Consider the following 18,659-nt stretch of genomic DNA (forward strand, 5'->3'; position numbering starts at 1 on the left):
CCTGATGCGCCACACCCCGCCCCCTATGTCGAGTTTGTCTGATTTACGCGTATCTTCGGTCCATGCCCACGCCATACGGATCCCGCGGCGGCATGGCGTTCGGTGCGGAGGAGCTGCGTGTGCTCCGCCGTGCTCTCGCCCTCGCCCTTCACCCAGGTCCCGCCTCCGCCGAGGACATCAAGGACTGTCATCGGCTCGCCGAGTCGTTCGACGAGGCGATGCGTGAGGGGGCCCGGCTGCGTGCCTTCCTGGTGGCCGATCTCGTCCGGTACCGGGCGGCCCTGCCGGGAACCGTCGCCGGATATCTCGCCCTCTTGGAGGAGGCGCTGGGGGCCGGACACCGGCCCACCCCGGACGACCTCGCCGCACTGCGGGCGCTGCGCGGGAACCCCGGAGCCGCCGCGCTGCTCCACCGTTGCCAGGAGCTCGCGGAGCGTGATGTGCGGGCCCGGCTCGCGCAGGGAGCCCGCAAGGTGCCCGCACCGGCTGTTCCGGCGTCCAGGGTCCGTCTGACGGCCCTGCCGGGCGGTGCCGCCAAGGAGCCGGAGAAGAAGCCGAAGGAGAAGCCCGTCGAGCGGCCCGCCCCGCAGCCCGCGGCTCCCGAGCCCGTGGTGCCGAAGCGGCCCATTCCGACCCCGGGCGAGGTCTTCCCCCGGCGCCGGCCCACCCCGCCGTCCGCCGGTTCGCAGCAGCGGCTCGCCGCCGGCTGAGCGGCCCGCCGAGCGTCCGGCTGAGCGACCCGCCGAGCGTCCGGCCGGGCGACCCGCCGAGCGTCCGGCCGGGCGTCCGGCCGGGCGGCTGATGTTCCGACCGGGCGGCCGATGGTCCGAGCCGCCGGAAGAGCATCCGACCGGGCGGCGGCACGCCAAGAGACAGCCCCGACCAGCCGGTCGACCCGCAGACCGGCAGACCGAGAGCAGACCGACCGGCGGACCGGCCGTCAGACCGAGCAGTAGACCGCCCGGCCCGCCCAGCGGGCCCGCCGGGCGGCACCCGGCCGAGCCTGCCGGGAAAACGGCAGCTCGCGCGCGTTGCGCGACGCTTCGCCCACCCCGCCCCTTTCGCCCGGTCCTCCGTGGCTACTCTGGACGCATGGACTATGTCTCCGCGCTCCTGCCCCCGGTCGTCATGGCCGTCTTCTTCATCGGTCTGGTCCGGGTGATCGTGAAGACCCAGGGCGGCGCCGCCAAGGCCAAGGAGGACGCCGCCGTGGACGCCGCCTTCGCGCGCGCGGCGCGCGGAGAGAGCACCGCGAAGGCCCCCGCCCCGCGCGGCGACGTCTGATCGCGGACCGCACCAGCCCGGGCGTACGACTCGACGCGCGGCCACAGCCGTGCCTTCCGAGTCGTACGCCCTTTTTGTTCGCCTTTGTTGGCGAAAGTGCACGTCCGGCACGCCATTGGCGGGATCTCCCACTATTGTTCTGAACTGTGCCTCGCCCATTGGGAGAACTCGAAGACGCGGTCATGACGCGGGTGTGGAAGTGGAACCGCCCGGTGACCGTTCGGGAAGTCCTGGAAGACCTCCAGCAGGAACGGTCCATCGCGTACACCACGGTGATGACCGTTTTGGACAATCTCCATCAGAAGGGCTGGGTGAGGCGGGAGGCCGAAGGGCGCGCCTATCGATATGAGGCCGTCTCCACACGGGCCGCCTACGCCGCCGCCCTCATGAACGACGCGTGGTCCCAGAGCGACAACCCGGCCGCGGCTCTCGTCGCCTTCTTCGGGATGATGAGCGACGAACAGCGCCAGGCTCTGCGGGACGCCGTACGGATCGTCCAGGGCCCGGATAGGCCGGAACAGCAGGAAGAACGCGAAGACGGGGAAGCCCCGCAAGAGGAGAACCCCGGCTCCATGGCGGACCGCGGCGGGCGATAGCGTCCGCTCATGTCAGCGATGCGCCCCGAAGTCACCGCAAAAGCCATCACCGTCCGGCGGGCCAGGACCGGCGATGTCCCGGCGGTGCGCCGACTCCTTGACGCGTACGTCCGTGACCGCATCCTCCTCGACAAAGCCACGGTGATGCTTTACGAGGACATCCAGGAGTTCTGGGTCGCCGAACGCGACGACAACGCCGAGGTGGTCGGCTGCGGCGCACTGCACGTGATGTGGGAAGACCTCGCCGAAGTGCGCACTCTCGCGGTGAAGCCGGGCCTCAAGGGCGCCGGCGTCGGTCATCAGTTGCTGGAGAAGTTGCTGGAGACCGCACGTTGGCTTGGTGTTCGCCGAGTTTTCTGCCTGACCTTCGAAGTCGAGTTCTTCGGGAAGCACGGCTTCGTGGAGATCGGCGAGACGCCCGTGGACACCGATGTCTACGCGGAGCTGTTGCGTTCCTATGACGAGGGCGTCGCGGAGTTCCTCGGACTCGAACGAGTGAAACCGAACACCTTGGGCAACAGCCGGATGCTTCTGCATCTGTGATCGCCGAGAGGGATCGCGGGCGGACAAGAGGCATCGGGGCAGAGTTGGGTAGGAGATCGGCCCGCTATTCCGGGCACCCCGCCTTGCCCAGGTGCCCTATGTCCGAAACGCGCATGTTTCCGGGCGGGAGGGGGCCCCTCGGTCTCTCCCAGGGGTTTGTGTTTTTCCCGCAAAAGCGGTTTGCTTTCCGACGTACTGCAGTACTGCATATAACAAGGGGCGGCGAAACGGCTGACGCCGCAGACCCCCGGCCCTCAAGTTATCGATGAAAGGAAATCCGGTGGCACAGAAGGTTCAGGTCCTTCTTGTCGACGACCTCGACGGCGGCGAGGCGGACGAGACCGTGACGTTCGCGCTGGACGGCAAGACGTACGAGATCGATCTCACGACCGCCAATGCGGACAAGCTGCGCGGCCTTCTCGACCCCTATGTCAAGGGCGGTCGTCGTACCGGTGGCCGTGCTTCGGGCGGACGTGGAAAGGCCCGTGCGGCTGCCGGCGGCAGCCAGGACACCGCGCAGATTCGCGCGTGGGCAAAGGAGAACGGTTACGAGGTCAACGACCGTGGCCGTGTTCCGGCGACGATTCGCCAGGCCTACGAGGACGCCAACAGCTGACTGTCCTCCGGTCCGCGGCCCGCACGCCGCAACCGGATCCGGTGGCACTCGGTGGCCACCGTGTCCACCAGCCGTACGAGATCGGGGGCGCCCCCAACGCCCCCCATGGCCGACCTGGTCGACCTGGCCGACAGCGTCGACAGGCTCGGCAGCGAGTCCTCGACCTCGCACCCCGACTCGGGGGGCCGCAACCAGACGGCGGCCCCCTGCACGGCTGCCCGGGGTTCCACCGGATCGACGGGGCCCTCGACGGCTTCGGAATGCGATCGGGTCCCGGTGGGGACGGGCCCGGGCCGCACCGGAGCGTCCATCCGGCCCTGCGCGCCCAGCGCCCGCAGATCCAGGGCCAGCGCGCCCCACTCCAGCCAGTCCAGCAGCCCCGGCAGCTCCTCCGCGCTGCCCGCGGCCACCAGCAGCCGCATCCGGTCGCCCCGGAGCGCCACCGGAGAACCCGGCCCCAGATGCCTGAGCGCCTTCGCGCCCGCCGGGGCCGGCACGTCCAGCACGTCGAAACGCACGCCTGTGACCAGCAGCAACGGTTCGCCGGGAGTCTCGGGCACTGTCGCCCAGCCCAGTTCGTTCTCGTACCAGTGCCGGAGCCGGGCCGCCCGCCCGTCCGGCCCGGCGACGCGACCGGAACCGGATGCGAGGGCGCAACCGGAATCGGACGCGACGGCCGAACCGACACCAGAACCGAGCGGACGACGGGGGTGAGGGACCGTTGAAGCGGCCAGAGGGACGGTGCCAGCCATGCCAAGTGAAACCGTCGCAAGCCCGCCGGAGTTACGCTGAGTATGCGTGCGAATGCACAGAGTGCCGGAAGAGGGGGCCTGCGGGGGTCCGGAGGGACGCAAGGTTGTTCGCCCGTAGCGGAGGGACCGGGGGCATACGGCATGGACTGTCAGTCCGGACGGGTAAGACATCCCTAATGGGAGGGGGCGACACGCAGGCGAGGCCGTCTCACGTTCGCCATCGGCGTACTGACGGAAGGGGTAACTGCCTGGCCTGCGGGAACATCGTCTCGCACCATCGGGTTGGAGCAGATGTCGGCGTTCGGGGTCAGGAGGCCATCGACGGTGTCGGCAGTTGGAATGAGCGGTCCCCGCTTGCGGGACTAAGCTGCGGAAGGACAGAGAGGGGAAGTTCCCCCCACTGCCTGACCGCTCTGAGGAGCGATTAACGATGTTCGAGAGGTTCACCGACCGCGCGCGGCGGGTTGTCGTCCTGGCTCAGGAAGAAGCCCGGATGCTCAACCACAACTACATCGGCACCGAGCACATCCTCCTGGGCCTGATCCACGAGGGTGAGGGTGTCGCCGCCAAGGCCCTTGAGAGCCTCGGGATTTCGCTCGAGGCGGTCCGCCAGCAGGTGGAGGAGATCATCGGGCAGGGGCAGCAGGCCCCGTCCGGGCACATCCCCTTCACCCCCCGTGCCAAGAAGGTCCTGGAGCTGTCGCTCCGCGAGGCCCTTCAGCTGGGCCACAACTACATCGGCACGGAGCACATCCTGCTCGGCCTGATCCGTGAGGGCGAGGGCGTCGCCGCCCAGGTCCTGGTCAAGCTGGGCGCTGATCTCAACCGGGTGCGGCAGCAGGTCATCCAGCTGCTCTCCGGTTACCAGGGCAAGGAGACCGCCACCGCCGGCGGCCCTGCCGAGGGCACCCCCTCGACGTCCCTGGTCCTTGACCAGTTCGGCCGGAACCTCACCCAGGCCGCTCGTGAGTCCAAGCTCGACCCGGTCATCGGGCGCGAGAAGGAGATCGAGCGGGTCATGCAGGTGCTGTCCCGCCGTACCAAGAACAACCCGGTCCTGATCGGTGAGCCCGGCGTCGGCAAGACCGCCGTCGTCGAGGGCCTCGCCCAGGCCATCGTCAAGGGCGAGGTGCCCGAGACCCTCAAGGACAAGCACCTCTACACCCTGGACCTCGGCGCCCTGGTCGCCGGCTCCCGCTACCGCGGTGACTTCGAGGAGCGCCTGAAGAAGGTGCTCAAGGAGATCCGCACCCGCGGTGACATCATCCTGTTCATCGACGAGCTGCACACGCTGGTCGGTGCGGGTGCCGCCGAGGGCGCCATCGACGCGGCTTCGATCCTGAAGCCGATGCTGGCCCGCGGTGAGCTGCAGACCATCGGTGCCACCACCCTGGACGAGTACCGCAAGCACCTGGAGAAGGACGCGGCCCTGGAGCGCCGCTTCCAGCCCATCCAGGTCGCCGAGCCGTCCCTGCCGCACACGATCGAGATCCTCAAGGGTCTGCGTGACCGGTACGAGGCCCACCACCGGGTCTCCATCACGGACGAGGCGCTGGTCCAGGCGGCCACCCTGGCCGACCGCTACATCTCGGACCGCTTCCTGCCGGACAAGGCGATCGACCTGATCGACGAGGCCGGTTCCCGGATGCGCATCCGCCGGATGACCGCTCCGCCGGACCTGCGCGAGTTCGACGAGAAGATCGCCGCCGTCCGCCGGGACAAGGAGTCCGCGATCGACTCGCAGGACTTCGAGAAGGCCGCCTCCCTCCGCGACAAGGAGAAGCAGCTCCTGGCCGCCAAGGCCAAGCGGGAGAAGGAGTGGAAGGCCGGCGACATGGACGTCGTCGCCGAGGTCGACGGCGAGCTGATCGCCGAGGTGCTGGCCACGGCCACGGGCATCCCGGTCTTCAAGCTCACCGAGGAGGAGTCCTCGCGTCTGCTGCGCATGGAGGACGAGCTCCACAAGCGGGTCATCGGCCAGGTCGACGCCGTCAAGGCGCTGTCGAAGGCGATCCGCCGTACGCGTGCCGGTCTGAAGGACCCGAAGCGTCCCGGTGGCTCGTTCATCTTCGCCGGCCCGTCCGGTGTCGGTAAGACCGAGCTGTCCAAGGCCCTCGCCGAGTTCCTCTTCGGTGACGAGGACGCGCTGATCTCCCTCGACATGTCGGAGTTCAGCGAGAAGCACACGGTGTCGCGTCTCTTCGGTTCGCCCCCCGGTTACGTGGGCTACGAAGAGGGCGGCCAGCTGACCGAGAAGGTCCGCCGCAAGCCGTTCTCCGTCGTCCTCTTCGACGAGGTCGAGAAGGCCCACCCGGACATCTTCAACAGCCTGCTGCAGATCCTGGAGGACGGTCGCCTGACCGACTCCCAGGGCCGGGTCGTGGACTTCAAGAACACGGTCATCATCATGACGACCAACCTCGGCACCCGGGACATCTCCAAGGGCTTCAACCTGGGCTTCGCGGCCACGGGCGACACGAAGTCCAACTACGAGCGCATGAAGAACAAGGTGTCGGACGAGCTCAAGCAGCACTTCCGTCCCGAGTTCCTCAACCGCGTCGACGACGTGGTCGTCTTCCCGCAGCTCACGCAGGAGGACATCCTGCGGATCGTCGACCTGATGATCGGCAAGGTGGACGAGCGCCTGAAGGACCGGGACATGGGCATCGAGCTCTCCCAGTCCGCCAAGGAGCTGCTGTCCAAGAAGGGCTACGACCCGGTGCTGGGCGCGCGTCCGCTGCGTCGCACGATCCAGCGCGAGATCGAGGACACGCTCTCCGAGAAGATCCTCTTCGGCGAGCTGCGCCCCGGTCACATCGTGGTCGTCGACACGGAGGGCGAGGGCGAGGCCAAGACCTTCACCTTCCGGGGTGAGGAGAAGTCGGCGCTCCCCGACGTCCCGCCGATCGAGCAGGCGGCCGGCGGAGCCGGCCCGAACCTGAGCAAGGAGGCGTAGCCCTTCGGGGTTCGCCCAAGAAAGGGGCCGGTGCTTTTTCGAAGCACCGGCCCCTTTGGCGTACCACCGCGCGGGCTGCTGTGGCACTACGGCAGCTGCGGCGCGGGCTGCCGTGGGACTACGACAGCTGCCGCGCGGGACGCGGTGGGACTACGACAGCTGGCCGTTGTAGTCCGGCAGCTTGTACGTCTTCTCCGCGTGGCCGCCCGAGAGGTCCGTGGCGCTGTTGCCGATGTTCGCGATGATCGTGTAGCCGTTGTTCTCGATGTCGACGCGCTGGGCGGTCTTGTAGGCGGCGACGTCCTTGAAGAGGTCGAAGAGGCCGCGGACGTACAGGCCGGAGACGTCGTAGCCGTCGTGTTCGAGGTTGTACTCGGTCGGCAGGTAGATGATGCCCGGGCGGGCCGTGACGAAGAACAGGGAGACGCCGTGCTCCTGCGCGTACCGGGCGACGTTCAGGACCGGCTTGTTGGCCGGCTGGGGGAAGCTGAAGCCGAAGTCGGTCTCCAGGGTGGTGTTGTCGATGTCGAAGACGATCGCCTGCCGCTCGCCCGGCTCGGCGGCGGCGATGCGCTGCTTCAGGTAGGGCAGGGCCTGGTCCATCACGGACTGGCAGTCCTGCTGCCAGGTGGCGTAGTCGACCGTGGTGGAGCTGCTCTCCGTCGCGGCCTGGGCCGGCGCGGCCATCCCGGCGAGCGCGGCCACGGAGACGGCGGTGACGGACATGCGGCGGGTCCAGGTGCCTGTGGTCATCGGTGGGGGTGTCCTCTCACGTCCATGGCTGTGTCAGGGGCATGGTGAGTGGAGGATATGGCGCGGAGGGAACCGTGGGGTTACTTGCGGGTAGGTCGGGCGAGGTGTGGGTCACATCCCGATGGCTTCGGGTCTCGGGCGTCGGTGACATAGCGCACGGGCGAAATGCCGGTTACTAGCCGGGATAGTGGGACACGGGGTGGTCGTTAAAGGGGGTTTTTGCCCCATGTCGCTATCGGGTGGGGGTGGTGGGGTCCGGGCTGCCCGGTCAAGGGCGCTCTGTCAAGAAAGGGTCAACTTTACGTATAGGTACTAGGTGATGTCGTAGATGGTGCTGTTTGAGCGGCGCGCGGCTTTCGGGTTACCAAGAGATGCCCCGTTCGGCGGCTGTCGGTTTCGGCCGGTGCCGGAGGGGGGTCCCCGTTGTCTACTCCACGAGGTTTCGATGTCCCTGCGCGCCGCTCTCCGTGCCCCCCGTACGTCCTCGCTCCGCAAGCGGGCCGCCGTTCTGGCCGCCGGCCTGGGAGTCACGGCCGTGGTGGGGTCGGGGGTCGCGTCGGCCGCCACCTCCAGTGCCGCCGCCTGGATCGACCCGGTGCAGAAGTACACCCTCTCCGCGAGCTTCGACCAGGCCGGCGGCATGTGGGCCGCCAAGCACAGCGGCCAGGACTTCGCGGTGCCGACCGGTACCCAGGTCCTCGCCGCGCACGGCGGCACCGTCGTCAAGGCCGGCGGCAACGGAGCCGGTGACGGTCCCGCGTACGGCAACGCCGTCGTCATCAAGCACGCCGGCGGCCAGTACTCGCAGTACGCGCACCTGTCCCGCGTCGACGTCAAGGTCGGCCAGATCGTCAGGACCGGCCAGCACATCGCGCTCTCCGGCAGCACCGGCAACTCCACCGGGCCGCACCTGCACTTCGAGATCCGTACGACCCCGAACTACGGCTCCGCCGTGAACCCGGTCGCCTTCCTCCGCGCCAAGGGCGTGACCGTCTGAGGCGCGTGATCGCCTAGGCGGAACGATCCGACCCCTGGTGGGCCTGGGTCACCAGGTCCAGGGCGACCTCCAGAACGGCTTCCTGCTTCTTCTCGGGGTCGCCTTCCAGGTCCTGCATGACGAACATGCCCGCGTGCAGCGTGAACATCGCGCTGATGCAGCGGACCTGGTCGGTCAGGGGCGCGTCCGGGTCGATGATGATGTTCCGCAGGCCGCGCATCCGGTCCTTGAAGGTGTCGCCGATCCGCAGCTCCCGCACGGTCGCCTGGTTCTCCTGCATGAAGCGGAACAGCGGCCCGGCCTCGGCCAGCGCCCGGCTGTAACGCCGTACGATCTCCAGCTTGACCGCCAGGGTGTGCGGCTGGCCCTCGCCCCACTCGATCAGGTCCTGGATCGGCTGTGTCAGGTCCTCGAAGACGCTGACCAGGATCTCTTCCTTGGTCTTGAAGTGGTAGTACAGGGCTGCCTTGGTCACGTCGAGGCGCTCGGCGATCTCCCGCAGGGAGGTCTTCTCGTAGCCCTGCTCCGCGAAGAGTTCGAGTGCCACGTCCTGGATGCGCTGGCGGGTGTTGCCGCGCCGCTGCTGCTTGGTGCCGTCCATGGTGACGCCCATCCTCTTACTCCTCGCACTCCCGCGAAAACTCGCCCTGCCGGACACCGGCGTCCGCTCCGAGAACTTACTTGACGACCGGCTAGTGACAGGTCTACCTTCCCAGTGTACTGAACTAGCCGGGCGGCAAGTAAGTAGCTGCCGCCAGGGGGAGTGGGAGAGATGGCGGACACCCAGGCGGCCGAGACCGGCCAGGAAACACCGGGGGCACCCGAAGCGGTCGGGAAACCGGAGAAAGAGCCGAAGAGCGTACGGGTCGTGATGCTCGCGCTCATGGTCGCGATGATGCTCGCGATGCTCGACAACATGATCGTGGGTACGGCGATGCCGACGATCGTGGGCGATCTGGGCGGCCTCGAGCATCTGTCGTGGGTCGTGACCGCGTACACCCTCGCCACCGCCGCGGCCACCCCGCTCTGGGGCAAGCTCGGCGACATGTACGGGCGCAAGGGCGCCTTCCTGACCTCCATAGTCATCTTCCTGATCGGCTCCGCGCTCAGCGGCATGGCCCAGGACATGGGCCAGCTGATCGGGTTCCGGGCCGTTCAGGGGCTCGGTGCCGGTGGTCTGATGGTCGGCGTCATGGCGATCATCGGTGACCTCGTGCCGCCCCGTGAGCGCGGCAAGTACCAGGGCATGATGGCGGGCGTCATGGCGCTCGCGATGATCGGCGGACCGCTGGTCGGCGGCACCATCACCGACAACTGGGGCTGGCGCTGGGCCTTCTACATCAACCTGCCGCTCGGCGTGGTCGCGCTGGCCGCCGTCACCGCCGTACTGCACCTGCCGAAGAAGCGGAGCAAGGCGCGCATCGACTACCTCGGCGCCGGTCTGCTGACCCTCGGCATCACCTCGATCGTGCTGGTCACCACCTGGGGCGGTTCCCAGTACGCCTGGACGTCCGCGCGGATCATGGAACTGATCGCCATCGGCGTCGTCTCGCTGGTCGGCTTCGTCTTCTGGCAGACCAAGGCCGCCGAGCCGGTGCTCCCGCTGCACATCTTCCGCAGCGGCAACTTCACCCTGATGTCGATCATCGGCTTCATCGTGGGCTTCGTGATGTTCGGCGCCACGCTCTTCCTGCCGCTGTACCAGCAGTCCGTGCAGGGCGCGTCCGCGACCAACTCCGGTCTGCTGCTGCTTCCGATGCTCGGCGCGATGCTGGTGACCTCGATGGTCGCCGGGCGGGTCACCACCAGCACCGGCCGCTACAAGATCTTCCCCCTCGTGGGCGGGGTGCTCCTCACCGTCGGGCTGTACCTGCTGTCCACGATGGACACCGACACCACGCGGTTCGTCTCCGGTGTGTACATGGCCGTCGTCGGCCTCGGCATGGGCTGCCTGATGCAGATCACCATGCTGGTCGCGCAGAACAGCGTGGAGATGAAGGACATGGGCGTCGCGTCCTCGTCGACCACCCTGTTCCGTACGCTCGGCTCCTCCTTCGGTGTCGCCATCATGGGCGCGATCTTCAACAACCGGGTCCAGGACGAGATGGCCGCACGGGCCGGGGGGCTGGGCTCGAAGGTCACCGAGCAGTCGGCCTCGCTGGACGCGGCGAGCCTGGCGAAGCTGCCGGCCGCGGTGCGCGAGGCATACCAGCACGCGGTGTCGGCCGGCACGCACTCGGCGTTCCTGCTCGGTGCCGTGATCGCCGTGGCGGTCGTGGTGGCGGCGGTGTTCGTCAAGGAGGTGCCGCTGCGCGGCGGCTCCCAGAAGGCCGGCTCCGACGAGGCGGCACCGCTGCCGGTGGTCGAGGCCGTCTGAGAAACGCGTGCGGGTGGCCCCGGGGACCGAGCGTCTCCGGGGCCACCCGCTTTCGGTTGTCCTCCCGGGACCGGCGCACGGTTGTCTTCTCGGTACGGGCCCGCGGTTGTCTTCTCGGTACGGGCGCCGGCCAAGGTCTCTTCCGGCGTCGACCTAGCATCGACGCATGGACAGACTGCGCCGGCTGCGCCTCGCCAAGGACGCCATGGACCGGGACTGGGCCGATCCGGACCTGGACCTCGACGCGGTCGCCGGGCACGCCGGGTACTCGCGGTATCACTTCGTCCGCGCCTTCAAGGAGGCGTACGGCGAGACGCCCGGCCAGTACCTGACGCACCGCAGGATCGAGCGGGCCCAGGAGATGCTCCGCGGCGCGAACCTCACCGTCACCGAGATCTGCCATCTGGTCGGCTTCAGCAGCCTGGGTACGTTCTCCAGCCGCTTCAAGGCACGTACCGGACTCAGTCCCACCGAGTACCGGACCGAGCACGTCGGCAGCGGCGCCTCCCTCATCCCCGGCTGCTACGCCATGCTCTGGGCCGGCGGCTTCCGGGACAGGGACAGGAGCGCAACTTCCGAGAAGCGCCCCGCCGACCCGCCCGCCTAACGTGGCGGACAGGAACAGCGACCTTCCGGCAGGAGAGCACCGCCATGATCCAGGGCCTGGCCATCACCACCGTGTGGACCTTCGACCAGCAGCGCACCAAGGCCTTCTTCACCGAGAAGCTCGGCTTCGAGGTACGCGACGACATCGCCATGGGTGACATGCACTGGGTCACCGTCGGCGCCAAGGGCCAGCCCGGCGTCGAGCTCGCCCTGATGCGGGTGGACGGGCCGGGGCTCGATCCCGAGTCCGCGGCGGCGCTGCGCACGCTGGTCGCCAAGGGCGCCCTGGGCGCGGGGGCGTTCCGCACCGACGACTGCCGGGGGGACTACGAGACCTTCCGGGCGCGGGGCGTGGAGTTCATCCAGGAGCCCAAGGAACGGCCGTACGGCATCGAGGCGATCTTCCGTGACGACAACGGCAACTGGTACTCGCTGACCGAGCGCAGCGAGGAGCTCGACTTCTCCAAGGAGTTCTGACCGTGTCCGTGCACGAGGGCCCCGATCACACCGCCGTTCGCGTCGCCCTGTGGCGGGCGCTGCATCTGCGCGCCGACCCGCCGCCGTACGTCATCGAGAACGAGGCCGGGCTGCGGCTCGCCGGACCGGAGGCCGGGGACGACTGGCGGGCGCGGCCGGACATGGACGCCGAGGCCACCCGGCGGACCCGGGCGTCCATCGTGGCCAGGGCCCGGTTCGTCGAGGACCTGGTGCTGACGGCGGCCGGGCGCGGGGTCGACCAGTACGTCGTGCTGGGCGCCGGTCTGGACACCTTCGCGCAGCGCCGTGCGTCCGACGCCGTGGCCGCCGGGCTCCGGGTGTTCGAGGCCGACCGGGCCGGGGCCGTGGCGTGGAAGCGGCGGCGGCTGACCGAGCTGGGGTACGGCGTGCCCGGCTGGCTGCGGCTGGTGCCGGTGGACTTCGAGGGGGACTGGTGGGGGCAGCTGGTGGACGCCGGTTTCGATCCGGGCCGGCCGGCCGTGGTCGCCTCCGCCGGGGTCACCATGTACCTCACCGAGGACGCCGTGGCCGCCACCCTCCGCCGCATCGCCGGGCTGGCCCCCGGGTCGACGCTGGTCACGACGTTCCTGCGGCCGATCGAGGACGTCGAGCCGGACCAGCGGGAGCAACTGCGGGTGGCGCAGCGGGGCGCGCGGGCCTCCGGCACGCCCTTCCTGAGCTTCTACGCGCCCGAGCGGATCGCGGCCCTGGCCACGGAGGCCGGTTTCCGCGACACCCGGCACGTGCCCGCCGAGGAGCTGGCCGAGCGCTACTTCGCGGACCGGACCGACGGCCTGCGCCCGTCCCGCGGCGAGGAACTCCTCGTGGCCCTGACCTGAGCCGGCCGCACCTGAGCCGGCCGCACCTGAGCCGGCCGCACCTGAGCCGGCCGCACCTGAGCCGGCCGCACCTCAGTCGGTCACGCCCTGAGCCGCCCCTGACCTGAGCCGGCCCGGCCCTCAGTCGGGCACGACCCGAGCCTCAGCCGTTCAGTGGCTCACCGGCTCGCTGTCGGTCCCGGCAGCATCGGATAGCTTCCCGTGGCCGTCGGGGCGTGCTCCGGCAGCCACAGCACGGCCACCGCGCCCTCCGCCCGGATGTGCTCGGGCGCGCCCGCCGGCCGGACGTTGCGGAAGGTCAGCCGGGCGCCCAGGACGCGGGCCTGGCCGGCCGCGATGGTCAGGCCCAGTCCGTGGCCCTGCCCCGCGCGGTCCTCGGTGCCGGTACGGAATCGGCTCGGGCCCTCCGCGAGAAGCTTCTCGGGGAAGCCGGGGCCGTGGTCGCGGACCCGGATGACCCGGCCCTCGACGGTCACCTCGATGGGCGGCCTGCCGTGCCGCGCCGCGTTGGCGAGCAGGTTGAACAGCACCCGCTCCAGGCGGCGCGGATCGGTGGTGACCTCCGACTCGTGCACCACCCGCACCTCGATCGCCGGATCCTTCGCGGCCACCCGCCGGGCGACGAACTCGCCCAGCATGATGTCCTGGAGCTCGGCCCGCTCGGAGGCGCTGTCGAGCCGGGCCACCTCCAGCACGTCCTCGACGAGGGTGCGCATCGCCTTCGCCCGGTCGAGGACCAGCTCGGTCGGACGGCCCGGCGGAAGCAGTTCGGCGGCCGTGAGCAGCCCGGTCACCGGCGTACGCAGCTCGTGCGCGATGTCGGCCGTCACCCGCCGCTCGGCCTCGAGCCGCTGCTGCAACGCGTCCGCCATGGCGTCCACCGCGCGCGCCAGGTCGTCGGTCTCGTCCCGTACGACCCCGCCGATCGCCTCCCGCACCCGCACGTCCGGCTCGCCCTGGGCGACCTGGTTGGCCGCGGCCGCCGCCTTGCGCAGCCGGACCGAGAGCTGCCCGCCGATCAGCACGCCGAGCGCGCTGCCGCCGAGCACGACCGCGATGGAGCCGATGACGAGGGCCTGGTCGAGGTCCTTGAGCACATCGCTGCTCCGGTTCGCGAAGGTGCTGTGCAGGGACAGCACCCGCCCGTCCTTGGCCTGCACCGCCGCCCAGATGTCCGGCGCGCCGCCGTGGTCGATGACATCGGTCGCCCGGCGGCCCGCGTCCACCCGCTCGCGCAGCGCCGGCGGCAGCCGGGGGTCGTCGACCTTGACGTCGGGGAAGTTCGCCCGCCCGTACAGCTCGTAGTTGCGCTGGCCGATCTGCAGCCGGTCGTTGGCCAGCTCACGTGCGTTGTCCAGCATCGAGACCCGGGCGGCGTTGTGCACCACCAGGCTCAGCGCGACCGCGACGAGCGCGCCGACCAGCGCGATCGCCGCGCTCAGCTTCCACCGGAGCCCGGTGCGCAGCCTCGGACCTCGGTGCCGGATGGATCTCCGGATGGATCTGATGAGCCCCCGCATGGCCGCCCCGCTCAGGCCTTCAGCTTGTAACCGAAACCGCGGACCGTCTCGATCCGGTCCTGGCCGATCTTCGTCCGCAGCCGCTGCACATGGACGTCGACGACCCGAGTGTCCCCGCCCCAGCCGTAGTCCCAGACGCGTTCCAGCAGCTTGTCGCGGGAGAGTACGGTCCCCGGTGCCGAGGAGAACTCCAGGAGCAGCCGCATCTCGGTCGGCGTGAGCGCGACCGGCTGTCCGGCCCGGCGCACCTCCATGCCCTCGGTGTCGATCTCCAGCTCGCCGAAGGTGAGCGGGAGGCCGGTCACCGGGGCCGCGTCCTCGTGCGGCCGGTCGCCGCCGCTGGCGTGCCCGAAGCGCCGCAGTACGGCACGGATCCGGGCGACCAGCACCGCGCCGTCGAACGGCTTGGTGACGTAGTCGTCGGCGCCCGCTTCCAGACCCAGCACCACGTCGATGGAGTCGGCGCGCGCCGACAGCATGATCACCGGCACCGTGGACTCGTCGCGGATGCGCCGGCACAGGCTCACCCCGTCCAGGCCCGGCACCATCACGTCCAGCAGGGCGATGTCGGGCCGGTCGGCGCGGAACGCCTCCAGCCCCGACAGCCCGTCGGGCATGGCGGTGACCGCGAAGCCGTCCCGCTCCAGGGCGAGCTGGGTGGCCTCGCGGATGACGTCGTCGTCCTCGACGAACAGCACGTGGGTCTGGTCTGCCATCCCTGCTCTCTCGTGTGGTCGGTGTGGGCTCAGCCGGCGGGGGAGGGGACCGGCGTGGCGTCGCCGTTCCCGGCCGCGTTGCCGTAGTCGGTGTGGTGGAAGTCCTGCTGGACGAAGCGCCCCGCGTCCCAGCCGTAGGTGATCACGTTCTCACCGGACGGGCTCGACACCGGGTCGCCCCTCTCGTACACCTGCTTGGTCACGCTCAGATCGCCCCGGTCGATCTCCGCGTAGACCGGGGACTCCTCGGCCTTGAACACATTCTTGTACGTGCCGCTCTCCCGGCGGTACACATACGCCCCCACCCCGACCGCGTCCCCGCAGGTCAGCACGTTCACCACGACGTCCTCGGCCGGGCCGCCGGTCAGATCGCCGTAGGTCACGTCGACCGGGTACTCGTCGCCCGCGCACGGCTTCAGGTCCCGCTTCACGGTGGTCGAGACCGCCGGGTCGGCCTTCACCAGGGCGACCGCGTCGACCTTGGCATACGTCTGGGACGGGTTGGGCGAGGGGGCGGCGGCCGGAGCCTTCTCCGTGGTGCCGTCGTGCGCCGGGCCCTCGTCCCGGGCGCCGGTGCCGCCGGTGCCGCAGGCGGCGGCGAAAAGGGCGAGGGCGGCGAGCACGGCCGCCGCCGTGGTCACCGCCTGTGCACTCGCCGGGCCCCGGCTGGGCCCCGTGCCGGTCAGGCCGCGCAACGCTCCTGCTCCTCACGCTCCAGCGCGCGTGCGTCGAGGTCGCGTGACTCCAGCTCCTCGCGGAGCCGGGCGAGCGCCCGGTGCAGCGTGCTCTTGACCGTTCCGGCCGACATGCCGAGGGCGGCGGCCGTCTCCTCCGTGGACATCTGCTCCCAGTGTCGCAGCACGACGACGCTGCGCTGCTTCGGTGCCAGAACCTTCATGATGTCCATGAGGAGGGCGCGGTCCGCGTGCTGCTCCGTGGAGTCCTCCACGCAGGCGTCGGGCAGCTGCTCGGTCGGGACCTCCTCCAGCTTCCGCGCCCGCCACCACTCGGTCCGCGTGTTGATCATGACCCGGCGCAGGTAGGCGTCCGCGAGCCGCTTGTCCTCGATGGTCTCCCAGCGGCCGTACGTCCGGACCAGCGCGGTCTGGAGCAGGTCCTGCGCGTCCGTCGGGTCCGGGACCAGCCGGCGGGCGCTGCGCAGCAGCGCGTCCTGTCGAGTGCGGACGTACTCCTCGAATTCGAGCACCTCGCCCTGCGCCATGATCAACCGCCTCCCGATCCCCGTTTTCCCCGGCCCTGTGCCTGAGTTCCTGCTGTCCCGCGGTCCTGCCGGGCACAGAAATGAAGTTACGGACCTGTTGTCACGGGGCTGTGCGGAGCAGCCTGCGGGTAGCAATCGGCTGTCCGTCGGTTGTGTAACGGAAGTAGGCGCGGGGTAAGAGGGCAGGGTCTTATGGTCGGTTATTTGGCGATTTGCCAGGTGGTAGGGGCCGTAACACGGCCCCTACCCCTGTGATGTGGCTGTACGTCAGCCCAGCGGAAGCCGGTACAGGCCGCCCGCGAGCGGCTCCACCAGCCCGTCCGAGACCAGCCCGTCCAGCGCGCGGGCCCGCTGCACCGGCTCGTGCCACACCCGGTCGAGCGCCGCCTGCGGCACGGGGACGTGCGCCTCGCGCAGCACCGCCAGCAGCTTGCCGCGCACCTGCCGGTCGGTACCGGCGTACGTCTGCCCGCGCCGCGGCGGCCCCTCGTGCTCCGGCTTGCCGGCCAGCCGCCAGGCGCACTCCCCGGCGATCGGGCAGCGCGGGCACGTCTCGTTCTTCGCCGTGCACACCAGCGCGCCGAGCTCCATGGAGGCGGCGGCCCAGCGGGCGGCGGTCCGCTCGTCCTCGGGCAGCAGCTCACGGGCGAGCTTGCGCTCGGCGGCGGTGGTGGCGTTCGGGGGGTACTGCACACCGGTCACGGCCCGCGCGAACACCCGCCGCACATTGGTGTCGAGCACGGCGTGCCGCTGCCCGTACGCGAAGGAGGCGACGGCCGCGGCGGTGTACTCGCCGATGCCCGGCAGCGCGAGCAGCTGCGCGTGATCCGTCGGTACGTCGCCGTCGTGCCGTTCCGTTATGGCGACGGCGGCGCCGTGCAGCCGCAGGGCGCGGCGTGGGTAGCCGAGCCGGCCCCAGGCGCGCACCGCCTCGCCGGGCGCCTCGGCGGCTAGGTCGGCGGGGCGCGGCCAGCGGGCCAGCCACTGCTCGTAGACGGGCAGCACCCGGCTGACCGGGGTCTGCTGCAACATGAACTCGCTGACCATCACCCCCCACGGGCCCGCCTCCGGGCGGCGCCAGGGGAGGTCACGGGCATGGACGTCGAACCAGGCGATCACGGGGGTGTGGAGCTTCTCAGTCATGGCCCTTCCGATCCTGCCACGTCCGGCCACGGCTGGGTTGGACGTGGTTCACGGCGAGGCCGGGCGGCCGCCGGTCCGGGCCTGTTCTTCGGGCGCCTGTCCCCGGGATCCGCTCTCGGGATCCGCCCTCGGGACCGGTCCTTCGCGCCCGTCACGCGAAGAGAGGGTGCGCCGACGGGAGTTGCCGAAATGATGATCCGGAAAAGTTGAGGTTTGAGCGGCGGGTGGGGCGAGGAAGTGCACGGATCTCTCGTACAGTTTGCGCCGTGGGATCTCTGCGCAATCCGGTCGGGCCGCTTCCCTCCTCCATCTACTGGCGACGGAGGGTCGTCATGGTGTCCGTGGTCGCCGTGCTGGCGCTGCTGGTCACCTGGATCGTCACGTCGAGCGGCGGGGGCGGCAAGAAGGGCGCCGACGGGGCGGACGGCAAGAATCCCGCGTCCACGATCACGCCGGGGCCGTCCGGCAGCGGGCCGGCGATCAGCCAGGCGCCGGGCGGGCGGGATGAGTCGAGCGGGGGCGGCGGCGCGTCGTCCAGCACGGGCACCGGATCTGGTTCCAGTTCCGGTTCCGGTTCCGGTTCCGACGGCGGGAGTTCGGGTGGGTCGGGCGGCGGCTCGTCGTCCGGTTCCGGCGGTTCTTCGGGGTCCTCGTCGGGCTCGGGGGACGTCACTTCGGGCTCCGGCGGTACGGTCGCCTCGCTGCCGGGGACGTCCACCCTCCCCAACTGCACGGCCGCTGCCGTGTCGTTGAGCCTGAAGAGCCTGCACAACTCGTACTCGCCGGAGCAGACGCCGACCTTCGAACTCGCGGCGAAGAACACGTCGTCCAGCGACTGCAAGGTCGATCTCGGGCCGAAGAACGCGGTGTTGACGATCACGCCGGCCAGCGCGGACGACAGCTACTGGTCGTCGGCGGACTGCCCGAAGGCGGCGGGGACCCTGTGGTACCGGGTGCCGGCGGGGAGCAGCATCACGTACACCCTGAAGTGGGACCGCAGGCCGAGCGCTGCCCAGTGCGCGACGCCTTCGGCGGGGTCGGCCGGGCCAGGCACGTACCTGCTGGAAGCCGCCACCCCGGGCTTCACGAAGGCCCAGGCGTCCTTCGTACTGGCGGCGGATTAGCCGGGGCCGGGGGGCTCACCGGCGCTTGCAGGGTGCCGCCCCAGCGGCACGACTGCCCGCAGCTGTGCAGCTGACGCGACCAAAGCGCCCCTTTGGGGGCGCGGGGAACTGCGCGGC

20 protein-coding genes are annotated in these 18,659 nt (G+C 70.2%); 12 read left to right on the plus strand and 8 right to left on the minus strand.

Annotated features, from left to right (window positions below; all coding sequences use genetic code 11):
- Positions 1-92: 92 nt before the first annotated feature.
- The 5 genes from ACFWXC_RS29770 (at position 93) to ACFWXC_RS29790 (ending at position 3,039) form a co-directional block, all read left to right on the plus strand.
- Entirely contained in the window at positions 93-710 is a 618-nt protein-coding gene (locus ACFWXC_RS29770) for a hypothetical protein (protein ID WP_384483399.1), read from the plus strand.
- Positions 711-1,092: 382 nt separating this feature from the next.
- Positions 1,093-1,284 (plus strand): hypothetical protein, encoded by a 192-nt coding sequence (locus ACFWXC_RS29775; protein WP_384483367.1) that lies wholly within the window; start codon positions 1,093-1,095, stop codon positions 1,282-1,284.
- A gap of 158 nt (positions 1,285-1,442) precedes the next feature.
- Complete coding sequence (locus tag ACFWXC_RS29780) at positions 1,443-1,880, plus strand: BlaI/MecI/CopY family transcriptional regulator (RefSeq protein ID WP_384483368.1); 438 nt, start codon at positions 1,443-1,445, stop codon at positions 1,878-1,880.
- Positions 1,881-1,889: 9 nt separating this feature from the next.
- Positions 1,890-2,423 (plus strand): amino-acid N-acetyltransferase, encoded by a 534-nt coding sequence (locus ACFWXC_RS29785; RefSeq protein ID WP_351712168.1) that lies wholly within the window; start codon positions 1,890-1,892, stop codon positions 2,421-2,423.
- Between the two features lie 280 nt (positions 2,424-2,703).
- Positions 2,704-3,039 (plus strand): Lsr2 family protein, encoded by a 336-nt coding sequence (locus ACFWXC_RS29790; protein ID WP_384483369.1) that lies wholly within the window; start codon positions 2,704-2,706, stop codon positions 3,037-3,039.
- Here the strand turns inward: ACFWXC_RS29790 and ACFWXC_RS29795 are convergent.
- Positions 3,018-3,791: an SCO3374 family protein gene (locus tag ACFWXC_RS29795; protein WP_384483370.1), complete on the minus strand. Its 774-nt coding sequence runs from the start codon at positions 3,789-3,791 to the stop codon at positions 3,018-3,020. The two genes, ACFWXC_RS29790 and ACFWXC_RS29795, sit on opposite strands and share 22 nt — an antisense overlap.
- A gap of 430 nt (positions 3,792-4,221) precedes the next feature.
- Between ACFWXC_RS29795 and ACFWXC_RS29800 the strand changes: the two genes are divergently transcribed.
- On the plus strand, positions 4,222-6,747 hold the full coding sequence (locus tag ACFWXC_RS29800) for an ATP-dependent Clp protease ATP-binding subunit (protein WP_384483371.1): 2,526 nt from the start codon (positions 4,222-4,224) through the stop codon (positions 6,745-6,747).
- A gap of 150 nt (positions 6,748-6,897) precedes the next feature.
- Here ACFWXC_RS29800 and ACFWXC_RS29805 read toward each other — a convergent pair whose 3' ends face one another.
- Positions 6,898-7,500, minus strand: a complete 603-nt coding sequence (locus ACFWXC_RS29805; RefSeq protein ID WP_384483372.1) for an HAD family acid phosphatase — start codon at positions 7,498-7,500, stop codon at positions 6,898-6,900.
- Between the two features lie 445 nt (positions 7,501-7,945).
- Between ACFWXC_RS29805 and ACFWXC_RS29810 the strand changes: the two genes are divergently transcribed.
- Complete coding sequence (locus ACFWXC_RS29810) at positions 7,946-8,497, plus strand: M23 family metallopeptidase (RefSeq protein ID WP_384483373.1); 552 nt, start codon at positions 7,946-7,948, stop codon at positions 8,495-8,497.
- 13 nt (positions 8,498-8,510) lie between these two features.
- Here the strand turns inward: ACFWXC_RS29810 and ACFWXC_RS29815 are convergent, their stop codons facing one another.
- Positions 8,511-9,110, minus strand: a complete 600-nt coding sequence (locus ACFWXC_RS29815; protein ID WP_384483374.1) for a TetR/AcrR family transcriptional regulator — start codon at positions 9,108-9,110, stop codon at positions 8,511-8,513.
- 159 nt (positions 9,111-9,269) lie between these two features.
- Between ACFWXC_RS29815 and ACFWXC_RS29820 the strand changes: the two genes are divergently transcribed.
- The 4 genes from ACFWXC_RS29820 (at position 9,270) to ACFWXC_RS29835 (ending at position 12,817) form a co-directional block, all read left to right on the plus strand.
- The gene (locus ACFWXC_RS29820; protein ID WP_384483375.1) at positions 9,270-10,874 is read left to right on the plus strand and encodes an MDR family MFS transporter; all 1,605 of its coding nucleotides are present in this window, start codon (positions 9,270-9,272) and stop codon (positions 10,872-10,874) included.
- 166 nt (positions 10,875-11,040) lie between these two features.
- A complete protein-coding gene (locus tag ACFWXC_RS29825; protein WP_384483376.1) occupies positions 11,041-11,481 on the plus strand; it encodes a helix-turn-helix transcriptional regulator in 441 nt (146 codons plus the stop codon).
- A 44-nt stretch (positions 11,482-11,525) separates the two neighbouring features.
- Positions 11,526-11,957, plus strand: coding sequence for a VOC family protein (locus ACFWXC_RS29830; RefSeq protein ID WP_351748650.1), 432 nt, complete (start codon positions 11,526-11,528; stop codon positions 11,955-11,957).
- Positions 11,954-12,817, plus strand: a complete 864-nt coding sequence (locus ACFWXC_RS29835; RefSeq protein WP_384483400.1) for a class I SAM-dependent methyltransferase — start codon at positions 11,954-11,956, stop codon at positions 12,815-12,817. The genes ACFWXC_RS29830 and ACFWXC_RS29835 overlap by 4 nt, the downstream gene beginning before the upstream one ends.
- A gap of 158 nt (positions 12,818-12,975) precedes the next feature.
- Here ACFWXC_RS29835 and cseC read toward each other — a convergent pair whose 3' ends face one another.
- The 5 genes from cseC to ACFWXC_RS29860 form a co-directional block, all read right to left on the minus strand.
- Positions 12,976-14,337 carry a two-component system sensor histidine kinase CseC gene (gene cseC, locus ACFWXC_RS29840; protein ID WP_384483377.1) on the minus strand — a complete coding sequence of 454 codons (1,362 nt, stop codon included), beginning with the start codon at positions 14,335-14,337 and terminating at the stop codon, positions 12,976-12,978.
- A gap of 11 nt (positions 14,338-14,348) precedes the next feature.
- Entirely contained in the window at positions 14,349-15,053 is a 705-nt protein-coding gene (cseB, locus tag ACFWXC_RS29845) for a two-component system response regulator CseB (RefSeq protein WP_365800080.1), read from the minus strand.
- A 29-nt stretch (positions 15,054-15,082) separates the two neighbouring features.
- A complete protein-coding gene (locus tag ACFWXC_RS29850; protein WP_384483378.1) occupies positions 15,083-15,748 on the minus strand; it encodes a hypothetical protein in 666 nt (221 codons plus the stop codon).
- The gene (locus ACFWXC_RS29855) at positions 15,736-16,275 is read right to left on the minus strand and encodes a SigE family RNA polymerase sigma factor (protein ID WP_351748657.1); all 540 of its coding nucleotides are present in this window, start codon (positions 16,273-16,275) and stop codon (positions 15,736-15,738) included. The genes ACFWXC_RS29850 and ACFWXC_RS29855 overlap by 13 nt, the downstream gene beginning before the upstream one ends.
- Before the next feature lie 267 nt (positions 16,276-16,542).
- Entirely contained in the window at positions 16,543-17,418 is an 876-nt protein-coding gene (locus tag ACFWXC_RS29860) for an A/G-specific adenine glycosylase (protein WP_384483379.1), read from the minus strand.
- Positions 17,419-17,684: 266 nt separating this feature from the next.
- On the opposite strand from ACFWXC_RS29860, the gene ACFWXC_RS29865 reads away from it, so the two are divergent.
- Positions 17,685-18,542 (plus strand): hypothetical protein, encoded by an 858-nt coding sequence (locus ACFWXC_RS29865; RefSeq protein ID WP_384483380.1) that lies wholly within the window; start codon positions 17,685-17,687, stop codon positions 18,540-18,542.
- Positions 18,543-18,659 lie beyond the last annotated feature (117 nt).

Source organism: Streptomyces sp. NPDC058683 (genome assembly GCF_042716195.1).
Lineage (GTDB): Bacteria > Actinomycetota > Actinomycetes > Streptomycetales > Streptomycetaceae > Streptomyces.

Bases quoted from the DNA above. Each gene is read 5' to 3' on its own strand.
- ACFWXC_RS29770 (WP_384483399.1), top strand. From the start codon at position 93: ATGGCGTTCGGTGCGGAGGAGCTGCGTGTGCTCCGCCGTGCTCTCGCC.
- ACFWXC_RS29775 (WP_384483367.1), top strand. From the start codon at position 1,093: ATGGACTATGTCTCCGCGCTCCTGCCCCCGGTCGTCATGGCCGTCTTC.
- ACFWXC_RS29785 (WP_351712168.1), top strand. From the start codon at position 1,890: ATGTCAGCGATGCGCCCCGAAGTCACCGCAAAAGCCATCACCGTCCGG.
- ACFWXC_RS29795 (WP_384483370.1), bottom strand. From the start codon at position 3,791: ATGGCTGGCACCGTCCCTCTGGCCGCTTCAACGGTCCCTCACCCCCGT.
- ACFWXC_RS29800 (WP_384483371.1), top strand. From the start codon at position 4,222: ATGTTCGAGAGGTTCACCGACCGCGCGCGGCGGGTTGTCGTCCTGGCT.
- ACFWXC_RS29805 (WP_384483372.1), bottom strand. From the start codon at position 7,500: ATGACCACAGGCACCTGGACCCGCCGCATGTCCGTCACCGCCGTCTCC.
- ACFWXC_RS29810 (WP_384483373.1), top strand. From the start codon at position 7,946: ATGTCCCTGCGCGCCGCTCTCCGTGCCCCCCGTACGTCCTCGCTCCGC.
- ACFWXC_RS29815 (WP_384483374.1), bottom strand. From the start codon at position 9,110: ATGGGCGTCACCATGGACGGCACCAAGCAGCAGCGGCGCGGCAACACC.
- ACFWXC_RS29820 (WP_384483375.1), top strand. From the start codon at position 9,270: ATGGCGGACACCCAGGCGGCCGAGACCGGCCAGGAAACACCGGGGGCA.
- ACFWXC_RS29825 (WP_384483376.1), top strand. From the start codon at position 11,041: ATGGACAGACTGCGCCGGCTGCGCCTCGCCAAGGACGCCATGGACCGG.
- ACFWXC_RS29830 (WP_351748650.1), top strand. From the start codon at position 11,526: ATGATCCAGGGCCTGGCCATCACCACCGTGTGGACCTTCGACCAGCAG.
- cseC (WP_384483377.1), bottom strand. From the start codon at position 14,337: ATGCGGGGGCTCATCAGATCCATCCGGAGATCCATCCGGCACCGAGGT.
- cseB (WP_365800080.1), bottom strand. From the start codon at position 15,053: ATGGCAGACCAGACCCACGTGCTGTTCGTCGAGGACGACGACGTCATC.
- ACFWXC_RS29855 (WP_351748657.1), bottom strand. From the start codon at position 16,275: ATGGCGCAGGGCGAGGTGCTCGAATTCGAGGAGTACGTCCGCACTCGA.
- ACFWXC_RS29860 (WP_384483379.1), bottom strand. From the start codon at position 17,418: ATGACTGAGAAGCTCCACACCCCCGTGATCGCCTGGTTCGACGTCCAT.